General features: G+C 67.5%; 20 protein-coding genes and 6 tRNA genes. 3 read left to right on the top strand and 23 right to left on the bottom strand.

Annotation, left to right across the window (positions count from 1 at the left end):
• Nucleotides 1-149: 149 nt before the first annotated feature.
• On the bottom strand, nucleotides 150-1,643 hold the full coding sequence (locus tag C1I89_RS16210) for a helix-turn-helix transcriptional regulator (protein ID WP_102773722.1): 1,494 nt from the start codon (nucleotides 1,641-1,643) through the stop codon (nucleotides 150-152).
• Nucleotides 1,644-1,885: 242 nt separating this feature from the next.
• Here C1I89_RS16210 and C1I89_RS16205 point away from each other — a divergent pair, with 242 nt between their 5' ends.
• A complete protein-coding gene (locus tag C1I89_RS16205) occupies nucleotides 1,886-2,542 on the top strand; it encodes a GntR family transcriptional regulator (protein ID WP_102773721.1) in 657 nt (218 codons plus the stop codon).
• A 36-nt stretch (nucleotides 2,543-2,578) separates the two neighbouring features.
• On the opposite strand, the gene C1I89_RS16200 is transcribed toward C1I89_RS16205, so the two are convergent.
• From C1I89_RS16200 to C1I89_RS16150, 11 genes are all read right to left on the bottom strand, one after another.
• Nucleotides 2,579-4,060, bottom strand: coding sequence for an aldehyde dehydrogenase (locus C1I89_RS16200; RefSeq protein ID WP_102773720.1), 1,482 nt, complete (start codon nucleotides 4,058-4,060; stop codon nucleotides 2,579-2,581).
• 10 nt (nucleotides 4,061-4,070) lie between these two features.
• Nucleotides 4,071-4,946, bottom strand: coding sequence for a 4-hydroxy-tetrahydrodipicolinate synthase (gene dapA / locus C1I89_RS16195; RefSeq protein ID WP_102773719.1), 876 nt, complete (start codon nucleotides 4,944-4,946; stop codon nucleotides 4,071-4,073).
• Between the two features lie 75 nt (nucleotides 4,947-5,021).
• Nucleotides 5,022-6,341, bottom strand: a complete 1,320-nt coding sequence (locus C1I89_RS16190) for a TRAP transporter large permease (RefSeq protein WP_102773718.1) — start codon at nucleotides 6,339-6,341, stop codon at nucleotides 5,022-5,024.
• Nucleotides 6,341-6,856, bottom strand: a complete 516-nt coding sequence (locus C1I89_RS16185; RefSeq protein WP_102773717.1) for a TRAP transporter small permease subunit — start codon at nucleotides 6,854-6,856, stop codon at nucleotides 6,341-6,343. The genes C1I89_RS16190 and C1I89_RS16185 overlap by 1 nt, the downstream gene beginning before the upstream one ends.
• A 21-nt stretch (nucleotides 6,857-6,877) precedes the next feature.
• Complete coding sequence (gene dctP, locus C1I89_RS16180; RefSeq protein ID WP_102773716.1) at nucleotides 6,878-7,933, bottom strand: TRAP transporter substrate-binding protein DctP; 1,056 nt, start codon at nucleotides 7,931-7,933, stop codon at nucleotides 6,878-6,880.
• A gap of 211 nt (nucleotides 7,934-8,144) precedes the next feature.
• Nucleotides 8,145-8,221: transfer RNA gene (locus tag C1I89_RS16175), tRNA-Asp, on the bottom strand.
• A gap of 72 nt (nucleotides 8,222-8,293) precedes the next feature.
• Nucleotides 8,294-8,369 (bottom strand) — tRNA-Glu (locus tag C1I89_RS16170).
• 51 nt (nucleotides 8,370-8,420) lie between these two features.
• A tRNA-Ala gene (locus C1I89_RS16165) sits at nucleotides 8,421-8,496 on the bottom strand.
• 104 nt (nucleotides 8,497-8,600) lie between these two features.
• Nucleotides 8,601-8,677, bottom strand: a tRNA-Asp gene (locus tag C1I89_RS16160).
• A gap of 65 nt (nucleotides 8,678-8,742) precedes the next feature.
• Nucleotides 8,743-8,818, bottom strand: a tRNA-Glu gene (locus C1I89_RS16155).
• 25 nt (nucleotides 8,819-8,843) lie between these two features.
• Nucleotides 8,844-8,919: transfer RNA gene (locus C1I89_RS16150), tRNA-Ala, on the bottom strand.
• 381 nt (nucleotides 8,920-9,300) lie between these two features.
• Between C1I89_RS16150 and C1I89_RS16145 the strand changes: the two genes are divergently transcribed.
• A complete protein-coding gene (locus tag C1I89_RS16145) occupies nucleotides 9,301-10,308 on the top strand; it encodes an aldo/keto reductase (RefSeq protein ID WP_102774145.1) in 1,008 nt (335 codons plus the stop codon).
• 3 nt (nucleotides 10,309-10,311) lie between these two features.
• Here the strand turns inward: C1I89_RS16145 and lnt are convergent, their stop codons facing one another.
• The 5 genes from lnt to miaB form a co-directional block, all read right to left on the bottom strand.
• Nucleotides 10,312-11,940 (bottom strand): apolipoprotein N-acyltransferase, encoded by a 1,629-nt coding sequence (lnt, locus tag C1I89_RS16140; RefSeq protein WP_102773715.1) that lies wholly within the window; start codon nucleotides 11,938-11,940, stop codon nucleotides 10,312-10,314.
• A complete protein-coding gene (locus C1I89_RS16135) occupies nucleotides 11,937-12,827 on the bottom strand; it encodes an HlyC/CorC family transporter (RefSeq protein WP_102773714.1) in 891 nt (296 codons plus the stop codon). Before C1I89_RS16135 ends, lnt begins: the two co-directional genes overlap by 4 nt.
• Before the next feature lie 154 nt (nucleotides 12,828-12,981).
• Nucleotides 12,982-13,470 carry an rRNA maturation RNase YbeY gene (gene ybeY, locus C1I89_RS16130; RefSeq protein ID WP_168202167.1) on the bottom strand — a complete coding sequence of 163 codons (489 nt, stop codon included), beginning with the start codon at nucleotides 13,468-13,470 and terminating at the stop codon, nucleotides 12,982-12,984.
• Nucleotides 13,471-13,473: 3 nt separating this feature from the next.
• Entirely contained in the window at nucleotides 13,474-14,499 is a 1,026-nt protein-coding gene (locus tag C1I89_RS16125; protein WP_102773713.1) for a PhoH family protein, read from the bottom strand.
• A complete protein-coding gene (gene miaB / locus C1I89_RS16120) occupies nucleotides 14,496-15,929 on the bottom strand; it encodes a tRNA (N6-isopentenyl adenosine(37)-C2)-methylthiotransferase MiaB (protein WP_102773712.1) in 1,434 nt (477 codons plus the stop codon). The genes C1I89_RS16125 and miaB overlap by 4 nt, the downstream gene beginning before the upstream one ends.
• A 172-nt stretch (nucleotides 15,930-16,101) precedes the next feature.
• On the opposite strand from miaB, the gene C1I89_RS16115 reads away from it, so the two are divergent.
• A complete protein-coding gene (locus tag C1I89_RS16115) occupies nucleotides 16,102-16,884 on the top strand; it encodes a phosphatase PAP2 family protein (protein WP_102773711.1) in 783 nt (260 codons plus the stop codon).
• Between the two features lie 17 nt (nucleotides 16,885-16,901).
• Here C1I89_RS16115 and C1I89_RS16110 read toward each other — a convergent pair whose 3' ends face one another.
• From C1I89_RS16110 to secF, 6 genes are all read right to left on the bottom strand, one after another.
• Nucleotides 16,902-17,612 (bottom strand): alanyl-tRNA editing protein, encoded by a 711-nt coding sequence (locus C1I89_RS16110; protein WP_102773710.1) that lies wholly within the window; start codon nucleotides 17,610-17,612, stop codon nucleotides 16,902-16,904.
• A 48-nt stretch (nucleotides 17,613-17,660) separates the two neighbouring features.
• Nucleotides 17,661-18,338, bottom strand: a complete 678-nt coding sequence (locus C1I89_RS16105) for a VOC family protein (RefSeq protein ID WP_102773709.1) — start codon at nucleotides 18,336-18,338, stop codon at nucleotides 17,661-17,663.
• Between the two features lie 29 nt (nucleotides 18,339-18,367).
• The gene (locus C1I89_RS16100; RefSeq protein ID WP_102773708.1) at nucleotides 18,368-18,970 is read right to left on the bottom strand and encodes an ATP-dependent Clp protease proteolytic subunit; all 603 of its coding nucleotides are present in this window, start codon (nucleotides 18,968-18,970) and stop codon (nucleotides 18,368-18,370) included.
• 33 nt (nucleotides 18,971-19,003) lie between these two features.
• A complete protein-coding gene (locus C1I89_RS16095; protein ID WP_102773707.1) occupies nucleotides 19,004-19,348 on the bottom strand; it encodes an SRPBCC family protein in 345 nt (114 codons plus the stop codon).
• Complete coding sequence (locus C1I89_RS16090; RefSeq protein ID WP_102773706.1) at nucleotides 19,345-19,659, bottom strand: ArsR/SmtB family transcription factor; 315 nt, start codon at nucleotides 19,657-19,659, stop codon at nucleotides 19,345-19,347. The genes C1I89_RS16095 and C1I89_RS16090 overlap by 4 nt, the downstream gene beginning before the upstream one ends.
• Nucleotides 19,660-20,096: 437 nt before the next feature.
• On the bottom strand, nucleotides 20,097-21,026 hold the full coding sequence (gene secF / locus C1I89_RS16085; RefSeq protein ID WP_102773705.1) for a protein translocase subunit SecF: 930 nt from the start codon (nucleotides 21,024-21,026) through the stop codon (nucleotides 20,097-20,099).
• Nucleotides 21,027-21,037 lie beyond the last annotated feature (11 nt).

Raw genomic sequence — 21,037 nt, 5'->3', positions numbered from 1 at the left:
CGGCCTGGTATGAAAGAAATTAGCTGCTGATTGATGTGTTGTTGGCGGAAATTAGCGGATTTTGGCTTGCCCCTTCCGCTAACTCGGCCGCATCTTCGGCGACGCGCCCGGGCCGATTATTTTGCATCCAATTGTAAATAATTCGGATCTCATTCCGGGCGCCGCCTGTCGGCCTTGCGGGCCGATTCATGCCCGGTGATGCCGCGGTCGCGCGCCCAGACGATGGCGGCGCTGCGGCGGTGCACGCCGATCTTGCTGTAGATGGTGGCCACGTGGTTGCGCACCGTGTTGCGCGACAGCTTCAGGGTCTTGGCGATGCCGTCGTCGTCATGGCCCTGGCACATCAGCCCCAGCACCTCGCGCTCGCGCGAGGTCAGCTGCGCCAGTTCGGCGACGTCGCGCGTGGCGGGAGCGGGTTGCCGCAGCTGCGCCAGTTTCTCGATGATGCCGCGGCTGAACCAGGAGGTGTCCTGCATGACGGCCTCGATGGCGGTCAGTAGTTCGGTCTCGGAGCGCTTGCGCTCGGTGATGTCGTGCATCACCACCAGCAGGCGCCGCTGGCCGCCGATCATGACGGGCTCGGCCGAGACCAGGCAGTCCAGCTGCCCGCCGTCATGCGTGAGCAGCGCGGCCTCGCGGTTGCGCAGGCTTTCGCCGCCGCGCAGGCTGGCGGCCAGGCCGTCGTAGGACTGCAGGCCCAGCTCGGTCAGCGCCTGGCCGACGCTTTTCTCCGCGGGCACCCCGGTGGCCGCCACGCAGGCGTCGTTGACGTCCAGCACGCTCAGGTCGTCGGCCTCGCACAGCGCCATGGGCACGGGCGCCAGGCGGAAGGCCTTGGAGAAGCGCTCCTCGCTTTCGCGCAGGGCCAGTTCGGTGCGCTTACGGGCCTCCAGGTCGATGAAGGTGAACAGCATGCAGGGCTCGCCGTTCATGTCGATGGGCTGGCCGGCCACGATCACGAACTTCTCGCCGCCGTCGGCCAGTTTGACCACGCCTTCGCGCTGGGGGATGGTCCGGCCCTCGTCGAGCCGGGCGACCGCGGCTTCCTTGTCCTCGCCGCCGTCCAGCACGTCGAGCTCATAGGTGGACTTACCCAGCACGGTATCGCGCGTATGGCCGGTCATTTCCAGAAAGCCCTGGTTGACCTTCACGTAGCGCAGATCGGCCAGCCGGCAGATCAGGGCGGGAGCGGGATTGGCGTTGAAGGTGCGCTCGAAGCGCTCCTCGGCGTTGATCTGTTCGGTCTGGTCGTGCAGGATCAGCACGCGAAAGCCCGCGCCGTCGCCGTTTTCCAGGTTCAGGCCGCGCGCGCGCACGTTGCGCAGGAATTCCTCGTCGTCCTTGCGCCGCAGGTCCAGCATCAGTTCCTCGAACGGCTCGGCGGCGGCCAGGCGGTCCAGCGGATACTGGCGGGCAGGCAGGCGGTGATGGTTGCGGTAGGTGAGGGTGTAGCGCTTGCGGTAGCCGGCGGGCGTCTCGCCCAGCTCTTCGAGCTTTCCGGCGCCGTGCAGGGCCAGGGCGCTGTCATTGGCCCAGGCGATGGCGCCATTGGATTCCAGCAGAATGATGCCTTCGTTCAGGCCGGCGATGATGTCCTGCAGATGCTGTCGGTGCGCATGGGGCGCGGCGGCTTTCGCGGTCACGTAGTCCTCTTCATTTCGCAGGGCACGAACGTAAAGGATGACGGCGCGGCCCGCTGCTGTCCAGATGGCGAAACGGACGAGTCTGCGCGTACCGGGCGCAGACCCGGCAGGCTTTTCGGATAGGCCCGTGCGGCGCGGTCCCGAATCTAATATACTCAAAAAATATTAACGATCCGTGCAGCGAGCTTGCCGGCCGGCGCGGCGCGGCCGCGGCTGTTGCAGGGATTCTGGTCATCATCGCCATGAAACAAGCCCCGCCCGTCGTCAAAACCCGCGCGACCGAAGCCGCCTACGATGCGATCGAACAGATGATCGCGACGCTCAAGCTCGAACCCAACCAGCCCATCGTCGAAAGCGACCTGATCCAGATGACCGGCCTGGGCCGCACGCCCATCCGCGAAGCGCTGATGCGCCTGGTGGCCAGCGGCCTGATCGAGCAGCAGCCGCGCCGCGGCCTGCGCGTGAGCGAAATCCGCATCGCCGAGCACCTGATCCTGATCGAAACGCGCCGCGTGCTGGAACGGCTGATCGCCATGTCCTCGGCGCGCCGCGCCACGCCGGAGCAGCGCGCCAAGCTGCTGCAGCATGCGCATGACATGGTCGACGCCGCCAGCCGCGGCGACCTGGCTGGCTACATGCACGCCGACCAGGCCCTGGACCGGGTCAATCACGAAGCCAGCCGCAACCCCTACGCGGTGCAGGCCATCATTCCCATGATCATCCAGTGCCGGCGGTTCTGGTACGCCTTCCAGCACGAAGGCGACCTGGAGCGCGGCGCCCAATGCCACCTGATGGAGGCCGAGGGCATCTACGCCAACGACCCCGAGCGCGCCATGGCCGGGGCCGACGCGCTGATGAGCTACCTGATGGAATTCACCCACACGGTGATCGAAGGGTGAGGAAGCCGGGCGGCCATCGGGGCCGCCCGGCGCCGCTCAGTTGACGTACCAGATGGTCTTGACCTGCTGGTACTGGTCCAGCGCTTCCAGGCCGTTGTCGCGGCCGCCGAAGCCGGACTGCTTGTAGCCGCCGAAGGGCGTGGTGATGTCGCCTTCGGAGAAGCCGTTGATGGACACCGTGCCGGCCTGGATGGCCCGCGCCACGCGTTGCGCGCGGCGCACGTCGCGGGTGTAGAGCGAGGCCGCCAGGCCGTAGTGGCTGTCGTTGGCCAGCTCGATGGCCTCGGCCTCGGTCTCGAAGGTCGTGACGGCCAGGATGGGGCCGAACACCTCTTCCTGGAACAGCCGCGAGTCCGCCGCCACGGCGTCGAACACCGTCGGCTCGATGTACCAGCCGCTGCCCAGTTCCGCGTGGATGCGCCCGCCGTGCGCCAGGCGCGCGCCCTGCGCCGCGGCGCCTTCGAGGAAACCGCGCACCTTGTCGAAATGCGCGCGCTCGATCATGGGGCCGATCTTGACCTCGGGATCGGTGGGCAGGCCCACCTTCCATTCCGACAGGCGCTGGCGCAGCCGTTCGAGCAGGGCGTCCTTGATGCCGGCCTGGACGATCAGGCGCGAGCCGCAGCTGCAGTTCTCGCCCATGTTCCAGAAGGCGGCCGCCAGCACGTGGTCGGCCAGGCCGTCCAGGTCGGCGTCCTCGAAAATCACCTGCGGGCTTTTGCCGCCGCACTCCAGCACGATTTCCTTCAGGTTGCTCTCTGCCGAGTACTTGAGGAAGTAGCGCCCCACCTCCGTGGAGCCCGTGAACGAGACCACGTCCACGTCCATGTGGCGGCCGAGCGCCTGGCCCACCTCTTCGCCCAGGCCGGTGACCAGGATCAGCGCGCCGGCCGGAATGCCGGCCTGGTGGGCCAGCTGGGTCATGCGGTAGGCGCTCAGCGAAGTCAGCTCGGCCGGCTTGACGATCACCGAGTTGCCGGCGGCCAGCGCCGGCGCCACTTTCCAGGCGTACATCTGCGCCGGGAAGTTCCACGGCAGCACCGCGCCCACCACGCCGATGGGTTCTTTCACGATCAGGCCCAGCGCCTCGGAGCCGGTCGGCGAGATGCGGCCGTAGCACTTGTCCACGGCTTCGGCGTACCAGCGGAACGTGTCCAGCGTGGCCGGCAGGTCGGTGTTCAGGCATTCGGTGATGGGCTTGCCGGCGTCGATGCAGTCCAGCGCCGCCAGCTCTTCGGCGTGCTCGGTCAGCAGGTCGGCCCAGGCCAGCATGACGCGCTTGCGCTCGGCCGGCGCCAGGCCGGACCATTCGCCGGACTTGAAGCTGGCGCGCGCGGCGCGCACGGCCAGGTCCACATCGGCCACGGTTCCGGCCTCGATCGCGCCGATCACGCTGTTGTCGATGGGCGTGGTGTTCTCCAGGCGGGCGCCGGGGGCGGCGTGGCCGGGAATCAGGTGGCCCGCCCAAAGCTGGCCGGCGCGGGCCTGCTCGAATATCCGCTCTTTGGTTTGAGGCATGGCTCGCTCCTTATCCCTGGTAGGCGTCGAGCATCGCGATGAACGCGCGCTCGTCCTCGGCCGACAGCGGCGCCAGCGGCAGGCGCACCGTGCCGGCGTCCACGCCGTGGCGGCGGCAGCCGAGTTTGGCCTTCTGGTTGTAGTCGCCCGATTCCATGGCCTGGATCACGGGGTACATGCCGCTCATCAGGCGGCGCACTTCGTCCCAGCGCTGTTCGCCGGCGGCCTTGACCATGGCGGCCTGCTCGGCCGGGAACACGTTGGCGCCGCCGCTGATCCAGCTGCGCACGCCCCAGAACAGGAAGTCGGCGGCCATGTCGTCGGACCCGCTGACGATCTGGAAGTCCGGGATGCGGGCCTGGATCAGGGCCAGTGCGCGGTTGAAGTTGCCGCTGCTTTCCTTGATGCCGACGATGTTGGGGATGCGGGCCAGCTCGGTGATGGTTTCGACCGCGATCTGCACGCCGATGCGCGCCGGGAAGTCGTACAGGATGATGGGCAGCGGCGTGGCGGCGGCCACCGTGCGGAAGTGCGCCAGGATGCCGGCCTGTTCCGGCAGGCTATACGGCGGCGCGGTCAGCATCAGGCCCTGGTAGCCCAGTTCCTGCGCCTGCCGGGCGTTGCGGATGGCCTGCGGCGTGGACAGCGCGTTGATGCCGGCGATGAGGGTGATGCGTCCGCGCGCGGCCTCGGCGACGGTGCGCAGCACCAGCTCGCGCTCGGCGTCTTCCAGCGCGTAGAACTCGCCGGTCGTGCCGCAGGCCACGATGCCGGCCACGCCCGCTTCCACGAAGCGATCCACCAGCTGCCGCAGGGCGTCGGCGTTGACGCCGCCGTCCGCGCCGAACGGCGTCACGATGGGTACCAGGACTCCTTCGATATTCATAACTCTTCCTAATGCAAAAAAGGACCCGTATTAGCGGGAGAAAGCCGGGCCGCGCGGGCCCGTCAGCCAGATGGTTCAGAACCCCACGATGCGCTGCGGCAGCCAGGTCGCCAGGACCGGGAACAGCGCCACCAGGGCCAGCGTCACGAACTGCACCAGGATGAAGGGGATCACCCCCCGGCATACCTGGCCGTACTTCATGTCGGGCGGGGCGATCGACAGCAGGTAGAAGATCGACGAGGCCATGGGCGGCGTCAGGTAGCTGGTCTGGATCACGATGATCACCAGCGTGCCGAACCAGATCGGGTCCACGCCCGCGGCCGTCAGCACCGGCAGGAACAGCGGCACGCAGATCAGCACGTTGGCGGTCCAGTCCAGCACGAAGCCCAGCAGGAACACGATGATCAGGAACAGCACCAGCGTGCCGTTCACGCCCAGGCCCAGGTCCGCGGTCAGGCTCTGGATCAGGCGCGAGCCGCCGTTGGCCGCGAAAATGCCGGTGAACATGATGCCGCCGGCCACGATCAGCAGGATCATGGCCGAGATCCGCACCGTGATCGCCAGCGACTCGCGCAGCATCGGGATGCTGAACTGGCCGTAGCAGATGCACAGGACCAGGGCGCCGATCGCGCCGACGGCGGCGGCCTCGGTCGGCGAGGCGATGCCGGCCATCAGCGAGCCCAGCACCGCGAAGATCAGCAGCATCGTGGGCACCAGCCCGCTCAGCGTGATGCGCAGCTTGTCGGCCAGCGGCAGGCGCATGTCCTCGGCGTCGGCGGGCGGGCCTTTCTTCGGATTGAGCACGCACACGCCGATGATGTAAAGGATGAACAGGCCAACCATGATGAGGCCGGGAAACAGCATGGCCGCGAACAGTTCGCCCACCGAGATCTGGGCCAGCGAGGCGTACACCACGGCCACCACCGAGGGCGGAATCATGGTGCCCAGCGAGCCGCCGGCGCAGATCGTGCCGGCGATCAGCGAGTTGTCGTAGCGAAAGCGCTGCATCGCCGGAATCGCCATCAGGCCCACCATGACCTCGACCGCGCCGACCACGCCGGCCGCGGCCGCGAAGGTCGCGCCCATGGCGATGGTGGCCACGGCCAGGCCGCCGGGCAGGCGTCCCAGCCACAGCTGCATGGTGCGGAACAGGCGCGCGGCGATCCCCGAGCGTTCCAGGATCGCGCCCATCAGCACGAACATCGGAATCGCCGACAGGACGTAGTTGGTGGCGGCGGAATACAGCCCGCCGTAGAGCTGGTTGAAAACGTTTCCGCCAAAGGCGAACCAGCCGCCGACGATGGCGGGAATGATCAGCGCGAGGGAAACCGGGATGCCCAGGAAAATCAGCAGGAACATCCCGGGGAACATCAGGGCGGCGACAGTCGGATTCATCAATGTTCCTTCGTGGCCGATGCGCGCTGGCCCGCGAAGGCGCGCAGGCCTTCGGCCGCGAGTTGCAGGGTCATCGCGATCAGGCCGATCGCGATCAGCAGATAGAAAGGCCACATCAACGGCGCCCAGGGGCTGACCGTCTCGACCTCCTGGCGCACCCAGGCGCGCCAGGAGTGCGACAGCGCGATCCAGGACAGCACGCCGAAAAACGGCGCCAGGATCAGCAGGTAGGCGACGCCCTGGACCGCGTCGTTGACGCGCGCCGGCAGGCGGTTGCGCAGCACGTCGATGCGGATGTGGCCGTCTTCGCGCAGCACATAGGCCATGCCCAGCAGGAACACCGCGCCGTTGCTCATATAGGCGATGTCGAACGCCCACGCGGTGGGCGCGTCGAACACATAGCGCGCGAAGACTTCGTAAACCATCGCCAGGGTCAGCACCGCCGCCGCCAGGCTGGCCAGCAGGGACGCGAACCGGGATACGCCATTGGCGAACCGGGCCAGGACATCGAGCATGATCGCCTTCCTCGCCGTGCGTCAGTTGCGGACCAGATAGCCGCTCTCGGCCTTCCAGCGTTCGTGATAGGCCTGGTAGTCGGCCAGCACCTCGGCCATCTCAGGCTTGCCGGCGGCCTTGCGGGCCTCGGCCGTCTTGCGCATCCAGTCGTTTCCGGCGTCGGACAGCTGCTTCACGAACTCGGGGGCCAGCGTGATGATCTCGTTGCGGCCGCTGCGGTATTTCGCCATGGCCTTCATGTCGGCGTCGTAGAAGTAGTCCAGGCTCTGCTGCGTGGTGAGTTCGGCGGCCGCCTCGATCAGCGGCTTGAGGTCGGCCGGCACCTTGTCCCAGGTTTCCTTCTTCACCACCACTTCCCACATGAAAGTGGGCTGGTGCACGCCCGGCACCACGATGTACTTGGCGGCCTGGTGAAAGCCCTCGGGCATGTTGGCCGACGGCGGCGCCCACTCCACAGCGTCCACGCCCTTGCGCTGCAGCAGCGTATAGGTCTCGCCCGGCGGCACCACGGTCGGCACCGCGCCGAAGTAGTCGCGCATCACTTCGGCCCAGGGGCCGGAGGTGCGGTACTTCAGGTTCTTCAGGTCCTCGGCGTTGCGGATGGGCTTGTTGGCGTGCGCCATGATCTCGGAGGAGCCGATGCCCACGATCATGGTCTTCAGGCCCTGGCCGGCGCGCAGCTTTTCCAGCCGCTGCTTGCCGCCGCCCTCGTACAGCCAGGCCTTGTAGGCGTCGGGGCCCATGCCGCCCGGAAAGCCCGAGAAGATGGCGTTTTCCGGATTCTGGTTGACCAGGTAGCTGGAGGTGGAATGGCCGGCCTCGACCACGCCGTCCTGCACCGCGTCGAACACTTTCAGCGCCGGCACGATCACGCCCGCGCCGAAGGGCTGGATCTCCACGCGCCCGCCGGTCAGGGTCTTGGCGTTGGCGGCGAAACGTTCCAGGAAATTCTTGTAGAAGGGCGAGCCTTCCGGAACCGAGGTCGGCACTCGCCAGGTGACGTCCGCCGCGGCGGCGGAACCGGCGGCGCATGCCGAAATGACGGCGGCGGCCAGGGCGCGGGTCAGTGTTTTCATGGTTTCCCCTTGTGGATGTGGAAATCGGAGCGGTGATTTGCGGCACAGTCTAATATCCATTAAATATATCAACAACATATTTAAGGGTAAGTCCTAGGCGGCTGGCGTCGCAGGCAGGCAGGGGAAGGGGGGAGGGGAAGGGCGCAATCAGGCTGGCGCCGAAATGACAAAAGCCCTGTAAGCAAGGGCTTACAGGGCTTTCCTGAATTCTTGGCGGAGCGGACGGGGCTCGAACCCGCGACCCCCGGCGTGACAGGCCGGTATTCTAACCAACTGAACTACCGCTCCGCAGCGGTGTGCTTGACGACTTTCATCGCTGCGGTGTCAAGGCAGCGGTACTGCAAAATAGGGCCAGCGAACTGGCGTCCCCTAGGGGATTCGAACCCCTGTACTCACCGTGAAAGGGTGATGTCCTAGGCCTCTAGACGAAGGGGACTTGGACTGCGTATCGCACGAACTGCTGCGATATTACTACCGTACTACTTACTGGTGGAGGTAAGCGGGATCGAACCGCTGACCTCTTGCATGCCATGCAAGCGCTCTCCCAGCTGAGCTATACCCCCCAGGTTACCTTGTTGCCACAGACTGCCGGCAACCAGGCCTTACACCCTAAAAAGCAAAAAGCCCCGAATACGGAGCTTTTGAAAGATCCCGTTCAAGGAGCTTTTGGCGGAGCGGACGGGACTCGAACCCGCGACCCCCGGCGTGACAGGCCGGTATTCTAACCAACTGAACTACCGCTCCGCAGCGGCTTACTCAAACTAGATCACTTCAACTGCATCTAGGTACTGCATTTACTACCAGCGAACTGGCGTCCCCTAGGGGATTCGAACCCCTGTACTCACCGTGAAAGGGTGATGTCCTAGGCCTCTAGACGAAGGGGACTTGGACTGCTTTCTTCGCTTTGGACTGGTGGAGGTAAGCGGGATCGAACCGCTGACCTCTTGCATGCCATGCAAGCGCTCTCCCAGCTGAGCTATACCCCCGTTTTCTAATCAATTCCGACTGGCTTCCAAGTGTTGCGTCTGCTTCACTTTTCTGCTCGTCACCGGTTTTGTTTAGTGCCGTTGGCGAAGAAACGAGATTATGCACGAACTAAATTTTGCGTGCAAGTCGGTTTGCGGCAAAAAACAAAAAAGTTGTGAAAAGTGGGGGCGGCGGCGGACCGTCGAGTGACGGTTGCGTATTTGTTGGGCAGCCCGGGAAAGTCTTTTCCAAGCCAAGTCCAGGAAAATCAAGGGCTTGCGGGAATATCATCGCAATAGCGAAAATTTTGCCGTTTTGCCACACTTGGCCGACGGCATCGATCAGGACGGAACGCGATGAGCAGGACTTCTTTTCCCACGCGCCCGCTGGGCAGCACCGGCATGGCGATCACCCGCATCGGCCTGGGCGCCTGGGCCATCGGCGGCAACGGCTGGGCGGTGGGCTGGGGCCCGCAGGACGATGCCGATTCCATCGCCGCGATCCGCAGGGCCGTGGAGCGCGGCATCAACTGGATCGACACCGCGGCGGTGTACGGCCTGGGCCATTCCGAAGAAATCGTGCGCCGCGTGCTGGCGCAGATGCCGGCAGCGGAACGGCCGTACGTATTCACCAAGTGCGGCCTGACCTGGTCCGCCGAGCAGCCGCAGGCCATGCCGCGGCGCACCGGCGCGCCGGCCAGCATCCGGCGCGAACTGGAGGACTCGCTGCGCCGCCTGGGGGTGGAGCGCATCGACCTCTACCAGATGCACTGGCCGGCGGGCGACGGCACGCCGCTGGAGGCGTACTGGCAGGAGCTGCTGGACCTCAAGCGCGAGGGCAAGGTGCGGGCGGTGGGACTGTCGAACCACAATCTCGCGCAACTGCAGCACGCCGAGGCGCTGGGCCACGTGGACACGCTGCAGCCGCCGTTCTCGGCCATCCAGCGCGGCGCCGGCGGCGACCTGATTCCCTGGTGCGCGCGCAACGGCACCGGCGTCATCGTCTACAGCCCGATGCAGTCCGGCCTGCTGACCGGGCGCTTCAGCCTGGAGCGCGCCCGCGCGCTGCCGGCCGACGACTGGCGCGCGCGCAACGCGGAATTCGCCACGCCCAACATCGAGCGCAACCTGGCGCTGGCCGAGGCCTTCAAGCCGGTCGCCGAGCGCCACGGCGCGACCGTCGCCGCGGTGGCGGCGGGCTGGACGCTGGCCTGGCCGGGCGTGACCGGGGCCATCGTGGGCGCGCGCAGCGCGGCGCAGGTGGACGGGCTGCTGGGCGCCGCGGAGCTGGAACTGGACAGCGAGGACATGGACGCCATCGCCGAGGCGATCGAGCGCAGCGGCGCGGGCTTCGGCCCGCTGCGCCCGCCCGAAGAGAACGGCGCGCTGCCGGATTATCTGTTCGCCTGACGTTTACGCGCGGCGGCTCTTGCGACCGCTGCCCACGGCCGCGATCAGCGCCAGCCCGATCAGGGCCAGCGCGGTCTTGTCGCCGAAGCGGGCGTAGGGCGTCAGGCCCGTCATGCCCTGCACGGACACCGGCAGCACGCCAGCCTGCAGCGGCGCAAGCTGCGCCGCCACGCGGCCCTTGGCGTCGATGGCGGCGGTGATGCCGGTATTGGTCGAGGTCAGCATGGGCCGCGCCGTTTCGATGGTGCGCAGGCGGCCGATCTGCAGGTGCTGGCGCAGCGCCCAGGTGTCGCCGAACCAGCCCAGGTTGCTGACGTTCACCAGGATGGTGGCGCCCGGTTCGCCGTTGGGGCCGGGCTGCAGCGCGGGCAGCAGGTCGGGGCCGAACAGGTCTTCGTAGCAGATGTTGAACGCGATATGCTGGCCGCCCACGGCGAACGGCGCCTGGCGCCGCGCGCCGCGGTCGAAGTCGCCCAGCGGAATGTTCAGCATGTCGACGAACCAGTGAAAGCCCGGCGGCACGTATTCGCCCCAGGGCACCAGATGGCGCTTGTCGTAGCGCATCGCGGTGGCGCCGGCCACCAGGTGCTCCACCGGCGTATTGCCGTCGAAGCCCATGACGCTGTTGGTGTAGCGGTCGCGCCCGTCCACGCGGTCATGCAGGGGCACGCCCATGGCGATGACGGTATTGCGCTGCGCGGCCACGCCGCGCCAGGCGTCCCAGACGCGCGGATCGAGCTGGTCCTGGAAAACGGGCAGCACGGTCTCCGGCAGGATGACCAGTTGCGGATCGGGCACGCCGGGCGCCGGCGGCATGGCCGCCAGGTCCAGGTGGCGCACCAGGCTTTGTTCCAGCAGCGCCGGGTCGAATTTCTGCGATTGCTCGATATTGCCCTGGACCAGCCGCACGTTGAGCGGCTCGCCCGCGGGCGCCGACCAGTCGATGCGCGACAGCGGCCAGCCGGCCGCGGCCAGCGCCAGCGCGATGCCGGCGGCCAGCGCGTGGCGCGAGCCCTGCAGCGATTTTTTCGAGGGCTGCCACAGGCTGGCGAGCGCGGCGGCGGCGAAGGCGGAAATGAACGCCATGCCGTGCACGCCCAGCAGCGGCGCCCAGCCGGCGATGGGGCCGTCGACCTGGGCGTAGCCGATGTTCAGCCACGGAAAGCCCGTCAGCAGCACGGCGCGCAGCCATTCGAACGCCGCCCACATCGCGGCCCAGGCCAGGGTCGCCGACAGGATGCGCGCGGGCGCGGCGTCCGGCGCCAGCGGCGCGTAGCGGCGCGCCAGCGCGCCGGCGGTGGCCGGAAACAGCGCCAGGAAAGCCGACAGCGCCAGCACCGCCGCCACCGACAGCGGCGCCGACAGGTCGCCGTAGCGGTGCAGGCTGATGAAGATCCAGTACAGCCCCAGCGCGTAAGTGCCGAAGCCGAACAGCCAGCCGCGGCCCCAGGCCTGGCGGGCCGAGGGCGCGTACAGCGTCACGCGCGCGGCGATGGCCAGCATCAGGATCTGGGTGCCGGCCAGCGCCCAGTCGGGCAGGGGGCCGGGCGAGAAAGTCAGGGCGTGCACGGCGCCGGCCAATAGCAGGCCGGCGGCGCCGCGCAGGATGCGGCCGCGAGTGGGACTCGTCATGCGTCGGTAGAGGGCAGGGAGGCTGAGGGGGGAGCGTTGCGCTTGACGCGCAGCCAGATGGCGCGGCGCGCGTCGCCGCGCGCCACTTCCAGGCGCAGGCCGTCGAATTCGGCGGTGTCGCCGCGGCGCGGGATGCGGCCGAGCTGGCCGCCCATCCAGCCGCCGACGCTGTCGTACTCGTCGTCGGGCAGCTGGCAGCCGAACACTTCGTTGAAATGCGAGATATCGGTGGCGGCCAGGACGCGCCACTGGTTCTCGCCTTCCGGGAAGATGGAGTCTTCCTCGGTTTCGTCGAATTCGTCTTCGATGTCGCCGACGATCTGTTCCAGCACGTCTTCCATCGTGACCAGGCCGGAGATGCCGCCGTGCTCGTCGATGACGATGGCCTGGTGGTTGCGGCTGGCGCGGAACTCGTGCAGCAGCACGTTCAGGCGCTTGGATTCCGGGATGAACACGGCCGGGCGCACCAGCGTGCGCACTTCGATGCCGGGTTCCAGCATGCAGCGCAGCAGGTCCTTGGCCAGCAGGATGCCGATGATGTTGTCGCGGTCGCCTTCGTAGACGGGGAAGCGCGAGTGCGCGGTCTCGATGACCGAGGCGACCAGATGGGCGAGGGGCTGGGTGACGTCGAGCAGGTCCATGCGCGAGCGCGGGACCATGATGTCGCCGACGGTGCCTTCGGACACGGCCAGCGCGCCCTTGATCATTTTGTAGGACTCGGCATCGAGCAGTTCACGCTCGTGCGCGGCTTCCAGGACGGCCTTGATGCCTTCGCGGTCCTCGGGCTCGCGGCGCACGAGGGAAAGCAGGCGGTCTAGAAGGGATTTGGTGGCGGGTTTGGTAGAGCGAGCAGGCGTCGCTTCAGGAGCAGGGTAAGGGTCAGACATCGTCCGGGAGGACAGGTTGCGGAACGGCCAGCATAACCGAAACTGGCTTCCAATTTGTAACGCGGTGGTCCGAAATGCGCGGAACCCCCGCCATCTGCGCCTTGCTGCACGCCATTTTTCGGCAATTTCTCAGGGTTGTCCCGAGGGGCCGTTTTCAGGACTCAAGGTAGGGGTCGGCGATGCCCATGGCGGCCAGCGTGGCGGTTTCCAGCGCTTCCATGCGCTTGGCCTCGCGGGCCTTGATGTGGTCGTAGCCCAGCGCGTGCAGCACGCCGTGGACGGTCAGGTGGGCGGCGTGGTCCAGCAGCTGCTTGCGCTGTTCGCGGGCCTCGCGCACCAGCACCGGCACGCACATGACGATGTCGCCGCGGGCCACGCCCAGCGGGTCCACGCCGTATTCGAAGGTGAGCACGTTGGTGGCGTAGTCGCGCCCGCGGAAATCGCGGTTCAGGCGCCGGCCCTCGGCCGCGCCGACCAGGCGCAGGCTGAGCTCGGCGGCCGAGAATTCCACCAGGCCGTCGCCGGCCGCGCCGGCCAGCGCGCGTTCGGCCCAGCGGCGCAGGCGCCAGCGCGGCAGCCGGTCTTCCTGCACGCCGTACTGCACCGACAGCGACAGTCCGGGCTTCGCGGGATCACTGTGCACGGGTCACTCCTCGCTTTCCGCCGCGCGGTCGTAGGCGTCGACGATGCGCGCGACCAGCGGATGGCGCACCACGTCCCGGCTGGTGAAGCGGGTGGTGGCGATGCCCTGCACGTCGTGCAGCACCTTGACCGCGTGCGCCAGGCCGCTGTCCTGGCCGCGCGGCAGGTCCACCTGGGACGGATCGCCGGTGATGACGGCCTTGCTGCCGAAACCGATGCGGGTCAGGAACATCTTCATCTGTTCCGGCGTGGTGTTCTGCGCCTCGTCCAGGATGACGAAGGCGTGGTTCAGCGTGCGTCCGCGCATATAGGCCAGCGGCGCGATTTCGATGGTCTGCTTTTCGAACAGGCGCTGCACCTTCTCGAAGCCCATCAGGTCGTAGAGCGCGTCATACAGCGGCCGCAGGTACGGATCGACCTTCTGCGCCAGGTCGCCGGGCAGAAAGCCCAGGCGCTCGCCGGCCTCGACCGCCGGGCGCGTCAGCACCAGGCGCTGCACGGTGTCGCGCTCCATCGCGTCGATGGCGCAGGCCACCGCCAGCCAGGTCTTGCCGGTGCCGGCCGGGCCGACGCCGAAGGTGATGTCGTGCTTGAGGATGTTGTTGAGGTAGTCGCGCTGGCGCGGCGTGCGCGGACGCAGGTCGCTGCGCTTGGTGCGCAGCGCGATGCCGTCGCTTTCGTCGTCCAGCGGCGGCAGCGGGTCCAGCGCCTGGGCCTGCTCTTCCTTCAGCTGCGCTTCCTGGCGGCCCACGCCGATCTCGACCAGCCCCAGCTGGATGTCGTCGACCGACAGCGCGCGGTGCACGGCCTGTTCATGGAAGCGGCGCAGGACGCGGGCGGCCAGCTCGGCCAGTTCGCCTTCTATCGTGACGCGGCTGCCGCGGCGCGACAGCTTGACGTTCATGCCGTCGGCCAGCTGCCGCAGGTTTTCGTCCAGCGGGCCGCAGAGGTTGGCCAGATGGGTGTTGTCGCCGTCCAGGACGACGACGGCGGGCATGCTGCGACGGGCGCGGGAGCGGGGTGTGGTCATTCGGCCTCTGGGGAATCGCGGTCCACGTCGGCCACCCGCGCGCGCAGCGAATTGGTGTGCGCTTCGGTGATGATGACGTCGACCATTTGTCCGATGAGCCGCGCGGGAGCGGCGAAGTTGACGATGCGGTTGTTCTCGGTGCGGCCCATCAGTTCGTTGGGGTCGCGCCGCGACGGGCCCTCGACCAGCAGGCGCTGGCGGGTGCCGATCATGTTGCGGGCGATTTCGGCGGCCTGCTGGTTGATCAGCGCCTGCAGGCGCTGCAGGCGGCGCAGCTTGACGTCCTGCGGGGTGTCGTCGTGCAGGTCGGCCGCGGGCGTGCCCGGACGGCGCGAATACACGAACGAGAACGAGGTGTCGAAACCGACGTCCTCGATCAGCTTCATGGTCTTTTCGAAGTCTTCCTCGGTCTCGCCCGGGAAGCCGACGATGAAGTCCGAGGACAGCGTCAGGTTCGGACGGGCGGCGCGCAGGCGGCGCACCACGGACTTGAACTCCAGCGTGGTGTAGCCGCGCTTCATCGCGGCCAGCACGCGGTCGCTGCCGGCCTGCACCGGCAGGTGCAGGAACGACACCAGCTTGGGCAGGCGGGCGTAGGCGTCCACCATGCGCTGGGTCATTTCCTTGGGGTGCGAGGTGGTGTAGCGGATTCGTTCGATGCCGGGAATCTCGTGCACGTATTCCAGCAGCATGGCGAAGTCGGCGATTTCGCCGCTGTCGGCCATGCGCCCGCGGTAGGCGTTGACGTTCTGGCCCAGCAGCGTCACTTCCTTGACGCCCTGGTCGGCCAGGTCGGCCACCTCGACCAGCACGTCCTCGAAGGGACGCGAGACTTCCTCGCCGCGGGTGTAGGGCACCACACAGAAGCTGCAGTACTTGCTGCAGCCTTCCATGATGGACACGAAGGCCGTGGCGCCCTCGACGCGCGGCGGCGGCATGTTGTCGAACTTCTCGATCTCCGGGAAGCTGATGTCCACCTGCGAGCGGCCCTCGGCGCGGCGGCGCTGGATCAGCTCGGGCAGGCGGTGCAGCGTCTGCGGACCGAACACCACATCCACGTAGGGCGCGCGCTTGACGATGGCCTCGCCTTCCTGGCTGGCCACGCAGCCGCCCACGCCGATCACCAGATCCGGGTTGATCTTCTTCAGGTGCTGCACGCGGCCCAGGTCGGAGAACACTTTCTCCTGCGCCTTTTCGCGCACCGAACAGGTGTTGAACAGGATGACGTCGGCTTCTTCCGGGTCGTCGGTCAGCTCCAGCCCCTGGTCGCCGCGCAGCACGTCGGCCATCTTGTCGGAGTCGTACTCGTTCATCTGGCACCCGAAAGTGCGGATGTACAGCTTGCGGGGGGAGCCGCTGCCTGCGGTCATGGGCGCGTCGGCCGCGCCGTCGTGCGCGGCGTTCGCGCGCTTGATGGAGATTTCTTGCATGGTGGTCGCCGTGACGGGTGTAGATCCCGGGGGCAGAAAGAGGGGAAACGCGGAATTTTAACCCTTGCGTGAAATTTGTTTCTTGGAATGCGGCGCAAGGGCCGTTACGATAGCGTGCCCGCCGCCATTCAGGCGGTTGTAACCAATCTCATTCCCCCCGATAGCGGTGCCGATGACCCCCAATCCCCCGATTCCTCCGGTATCCGTCGCCGGGGCCGAAAGCGCCGCCGGCGCGCCCGCGGCAGGCAGCTGGCGTAATCCGTTTTCGCCGCTGACCTGGGTGCTGCTGGGCTGCGCGCTGGCGCTGGCCGCCGGCGCCAGCGCCCTGTGGATAGACCTGCCCCTGGCCGTGTGGATCAAGCAGTCGGTGACCGAGAACGTGAACGAATCGTTCGAATGGGTGGGCGAACTGGGCGAAAGCGGCCGCTACATCGGCGTGGCGCTGGCGTTCTACGTGATCGGCCTGATCGGCCTGGCGCGCGGCTGGCGCAATCCCATGCGCATGAGCTACGCCAGCATGGCCCGCGGCAGCCTGCTGATGCTCTCCACCATGGCGGTGGGCGGGCTGGTGGTGCTGGTGCTCAAGCGTTCGGTGGCGCGCGCGCGCCCCGAGCTCTATTTCGAGCAAGGCGTCTACGGGCTGGGCGAATCGTTCTCGCGCTCGCAGCTGTTCAACTCCTTCCCGTCCAGCCACACCTACGCGGCGTTCGCCGTGGCCGTGGTGCTGGGCATCCTGGCGCCGCGCTGGCGCTGGGTCTTCCTGCTGCTGGCCGCGCTGGTGGCCGTCAGCCGGCTGGTCAACCTGGACCACTACCTGTCCGACGTCATGACCGCCGCCGGCATCGCGGTGCTGGTGGGCCACATGCTGGCGCCGCGTGTGCTGGACGGGCGCTACCAATGGCCGCTGCGCGCGCCGTGGCGCTGGTGGCGCAAGAGCCCCGGCCCGCAAGCCTGAGGCCCGGGCGCCCCGGCTCAGGCGAAGTTCACCACCACGCGCCGGTTGCTGCGGCTTTTCTTTTCGATCTTGGTCACGGCCACGGCGCCGATTTCGGCCGTATTGGCCACGTGCGTGCCGCCGCAGGGCTGGCGGTCCACGCCCGGAATCTCGACGATGCGGATGCTGGCGGTGCCGGCCGGCGGCGCCGCGCCCACGGTGCGCACCAGGTCCGGCTCGGCCGCCAGCTGTTCCGGCGTGATGGTGTCGACGCTGACGCCGATGGCGGCGCCGATCAGCGCGTTCAGGCGCTCGGTCAGGTCGGCCTTGTCCAGCGTGGACTCGGGCAGGTCGAAGTCGATGCGCGCCGAATCGGGCGAGATATTGCAGCCGGTCACCGGCGCCGGCACCAGCGATCCCAGCAAGTGCAGACAGGTATGCAGGCGCATGAGCCGGTGGCGGCGCGGCCAGTCTATGGCCACCGTCACCCGCTCGCCCACCTGGGGCAGCGCGTCGCCTTGCGGCACGTGCAGGATGCGCTGGCGGTCGTCCGCGTACTGCGTGTCGGCCAGCGCCAGCACGCGGCCGTCGGCCAGGGTCAGCGTGCCGCTGTCGCCGGCCTGTCCGCCGCTGCGCGCATAGCAGACGGTCTCGTCGAGTTCGATGCCTTCGGGACCGACCGCGACCACGGTGGCCTCGCACCGGTCCAGGTAGGGGTCTTCGTCGAATCGCTTGCGCGGGGCGGGCATGGATGGATCTCCTCCGGATAGGGTGTCAAAGGGATGCGCAAGAGGCGCTCAGGACAGGGTCCGCAGGCCTTGCGCCGTTGCGATCTGCGCGCTGAGGCGGGGCGGGCCGTCGGCCTGTTCCAGTTCGATGAGGTGGTCCGCGCCCATCCAGGCCAGGCCCTGGCGCAGCAGCCCGGCCTGCGGATGGCTGCCGCTCAGCCGCAGCAGCGCCAGGTCCTGGCGCGGCAGGCTCACGCCGGGGTAGTCCGGCACGTCCCATTGGATCAGCGTGGGCAGCAGGCCGTCGCCCGCGGCAACGCCGGCCTCGCGCCAGGCCGGCAGGCTGCCGTCGTCCGGCACCGTCAGCCGCCAGCGCAGCGCGCCGCGCGTCATGGCGATGGCGGGGGCGAGGCGGTCGGGGTGCTCGGCCTGCATGCGGCTCAGGTCCAGCGGCGCCTCGACCCGGGCGGCCCAGTGGGCCAGGTAAGGTCCCTGGGCCAGCCGGGCGCGCACGGCGTCCTGGTCCAGCCCGAACCAGCGCGGCCGCGCCGGCGGCTCGGCCCGCGGGTCGATGGCGATGACTTCCAGGTAGATGCCCTCGGCCATGCCCAGGACCCGGTTGTGGGTGCCCATGCGCGGATGGGCGCCGCCGCCGGCCGGCGCGATGCCGAGACGCTCGGCGACGTAGCGCGTGCCGCTGTCGAGGTCCGCGGCGGCGATGACGAGGTGATCGATGGCGAGTTTCATGATGGGCTATGGTAGCCCAGCATCGCGCCTCAGCCGATTTCGCGCCGCGTCAGGATACGGTCTATCAGTCCCCACTCCAGCGCTTCCTCCGCGCTCATGTAGCGGTCGCGGTCCAGGGTGCGCTCGACTTCTTCGTAGCTGCGCCCGCAGTGCTGCGCGTAGACGCGGATCACGCGGTCCTTGGTGCGCTGCATTTCCTCGGCGTGGATCAGCACGTCCGAGGCCTGGCCCTGGAAGCCGCCCAGCGGCTGGTGCACGTGCAGGCTGGAATTGGCCAGCGCGCAGCGCTCGCCGGGCTGGCCGGCCATGAGCAGGAACGAGCCCATGGAACGGGCGGTGCCCATGCACAGCGTATGCACCGGGGCGGTGATGTACTGCATGGTGTCGTACATGGCCAGGCCGCTGGTGATGACGCCGCCGGGCGAGTTGATGTACAGGTGGATCGGCTTGGTGGGGTTCTCGGATTCCAGGAACAGCAGCTGGGCGCAGACCAGCGCGGCCACCGAGTCGTTGACCTCGCCGTTCAGGAAAATGATGCGCTCGCGCAGCATCCGGGAATAGATGTCGAAGGCCCGTTCGCCGCGGCCCGACTGCTCGACCACCATCGGCACGTATTGCATGACGCCCTGCATGGACTGTCTCCTGTGTTGCGTGGGTTTTCGTTTTCAGGCCGCGCACATGAACGGCGCGGCGTCGTTCGCGGCGATGCGTCCGCGGACGTCCTCCAGCGCATGGATGATCCGCAGCACGGTGCGTCCGTCGCCGGTCGGCTGCAGCTGGAAGGTCACCAGGCTTTCGAGAAAGGGCGGCTCGTTCTCGCGCAGGCGCAAGCGCAGTTCCTCGGCGGGCGTCGCATCGACCGGCTCGGGGCTGGCCAGCGCCTGGCCGGGCAGCCACTGCTCGCGGAACTCGGGGATGCTGATGGCGCGCCAGACCTTCTCGGGCGGCGCGTCCAGCTCGTACTCGAGCACGATGTCCTGGGACGGGTCTTCGGGAGCGGTCGGATTCATTGGTCCATGTCCTTGAGCAGGGCCTTCAGGGCGTCGACGCGGGCCGGCCAGTAGGCGCGGTACTTCGCCAGCCATCCGGCGATGAGCGCCAGGCCGTCGGGGTCGACCTGGTAGTTGACGTAGCGGCCCTGCCGGCTTTCCCGCACCAGCCGGGCCTTGCGCAGCACGGCAAGATGCTGCGACATGGCGGGCTGGCTGATGTCCATGCCCGCGCGCAGCGCGCTGGCGTTCATGCCGCCCGCGGCCAGCTTCTCGAATATCGCGCGCCGCGTCGGATCGGCCAGGGCCTTGAAGATGTCGTTCTCGATCATGTCGATACATTAGCGGATACTTATGTATTGAGCAAGCGGCCTTTCAGGGCAGGGAAATCAGAAACGGCGCTGATGGGCCGTGGCGCAATCGCGCAGCCAGGGTTTCGTTTCGCGCATGGCACCGCGCCACCAGTCCGGCCAGGACATCCATGGATTCAACGCGGTGTACCTGCGCCAGGTGCTTGGCGGTCTCCAGTGTGCTCCAGCCTGTCCTGGATCAGGCTTGACCCGGACGGACAGGCGCGCGTACGATCCAGTACAGGTTGGTGATGGCTTCCAATGGGTGCGCAAGGCGCCTACGACCCATCATGTAAGACCTGATTTCACCCCGGCCTTGAGCCGGGGATTTCATTTCCAGGGACGGAAATGTCACGCGGCGCGCAATAAAAAACCCGCCACGCGGGCGGGTCGTCGGTTGGGGAAGGAACGCGGCGCGCTCAGGCGGCTTCCTCGCCTTCCTTCTTGACCGGCTTGACCAGGTCTTCGCGCTTGACGCCCATCCACATGGCCAGCGCGGCGGCGACGAACACCGACGAGTAGATGCCGAACCAGATGCCGATGGTCAGGGCCATGGCGAAGTAGTGCAGGCTGGGGCCGCCGAAGAACAGCATGGCCAGCACCATCATCTGGGTCGAGCCGTGGGTGATGATGGTGCGCGAGATGGTCTGCGTGATGGCGCTGTTGATGACCTCGTGCACGTCGGCCTTGCGGTACTTGCGGAAGTTCTCGCGGATACGGTCCATGATGACCACGGATTCGTTCACGGAGTAGCCCAGCACCGCCAGCACGCCCGCCAGCACCGACAGCGAGAATTCCCACTGGAAGAAGGCGAAGAAGCCCAGGATGATGACCACGTCGTGCAGGTTGGCGATCACGCCGGCGACGGCGAACTTCCATTCGAAGCGAAAGCCTAGGTACACCATGATGCCGATGACCACGACCAGCAGCGCCATCAGGCCGTTGTGCAGCAGCTCCTGGCCGACCTGCGGGCCGACGAATTCCACCCGCCGCAGTTCGACGCCGGAATCGGCGGCCTTGAGCGCGGCCATGACGGTTTCGCTCTGGGTCGCCGAGGTCTGGCCTTCCTGCAGGGGCAGGCGGATCATGACGTCGCGCGAGGTGCCGAAGTTCTGCACCTGGAAGTCGGTGTAGCCCAGCTTGGAGACCACGCCGCGCACGTTCTCCAGCTGCGCGGTCTGGGCGTAGCTGACTTCCATGACCGTGCCGCCGGTGAATTCGATCGACAGGTGGAAGCCGCGGGTGGCGATGAAGAAGACCGCCGCCACGAAGGTGACGAGGCTGATGATGTTCAGCACCAGCGCGTGGCGCATGAACGGGATGGTGCGGTGAATCCGGAAAAATTCCATTTTTTGCCCTG

The organism is Achromobacter pulmonis, from assembly GCF_002885955.2.
Taxonomy (GTDB): Bacteria; Pseudomonadota; Gammaproteobacteria; order Burkholderiales; family Burkholderiaceae_B; genus Achromobacter; species Achromobacter pulmonis_A.
The sequence above is the reverse complement of the archived record's forward strand: the minus strand, read 5'-3'. Positions and strand labels throughout refer to the sequence as shown.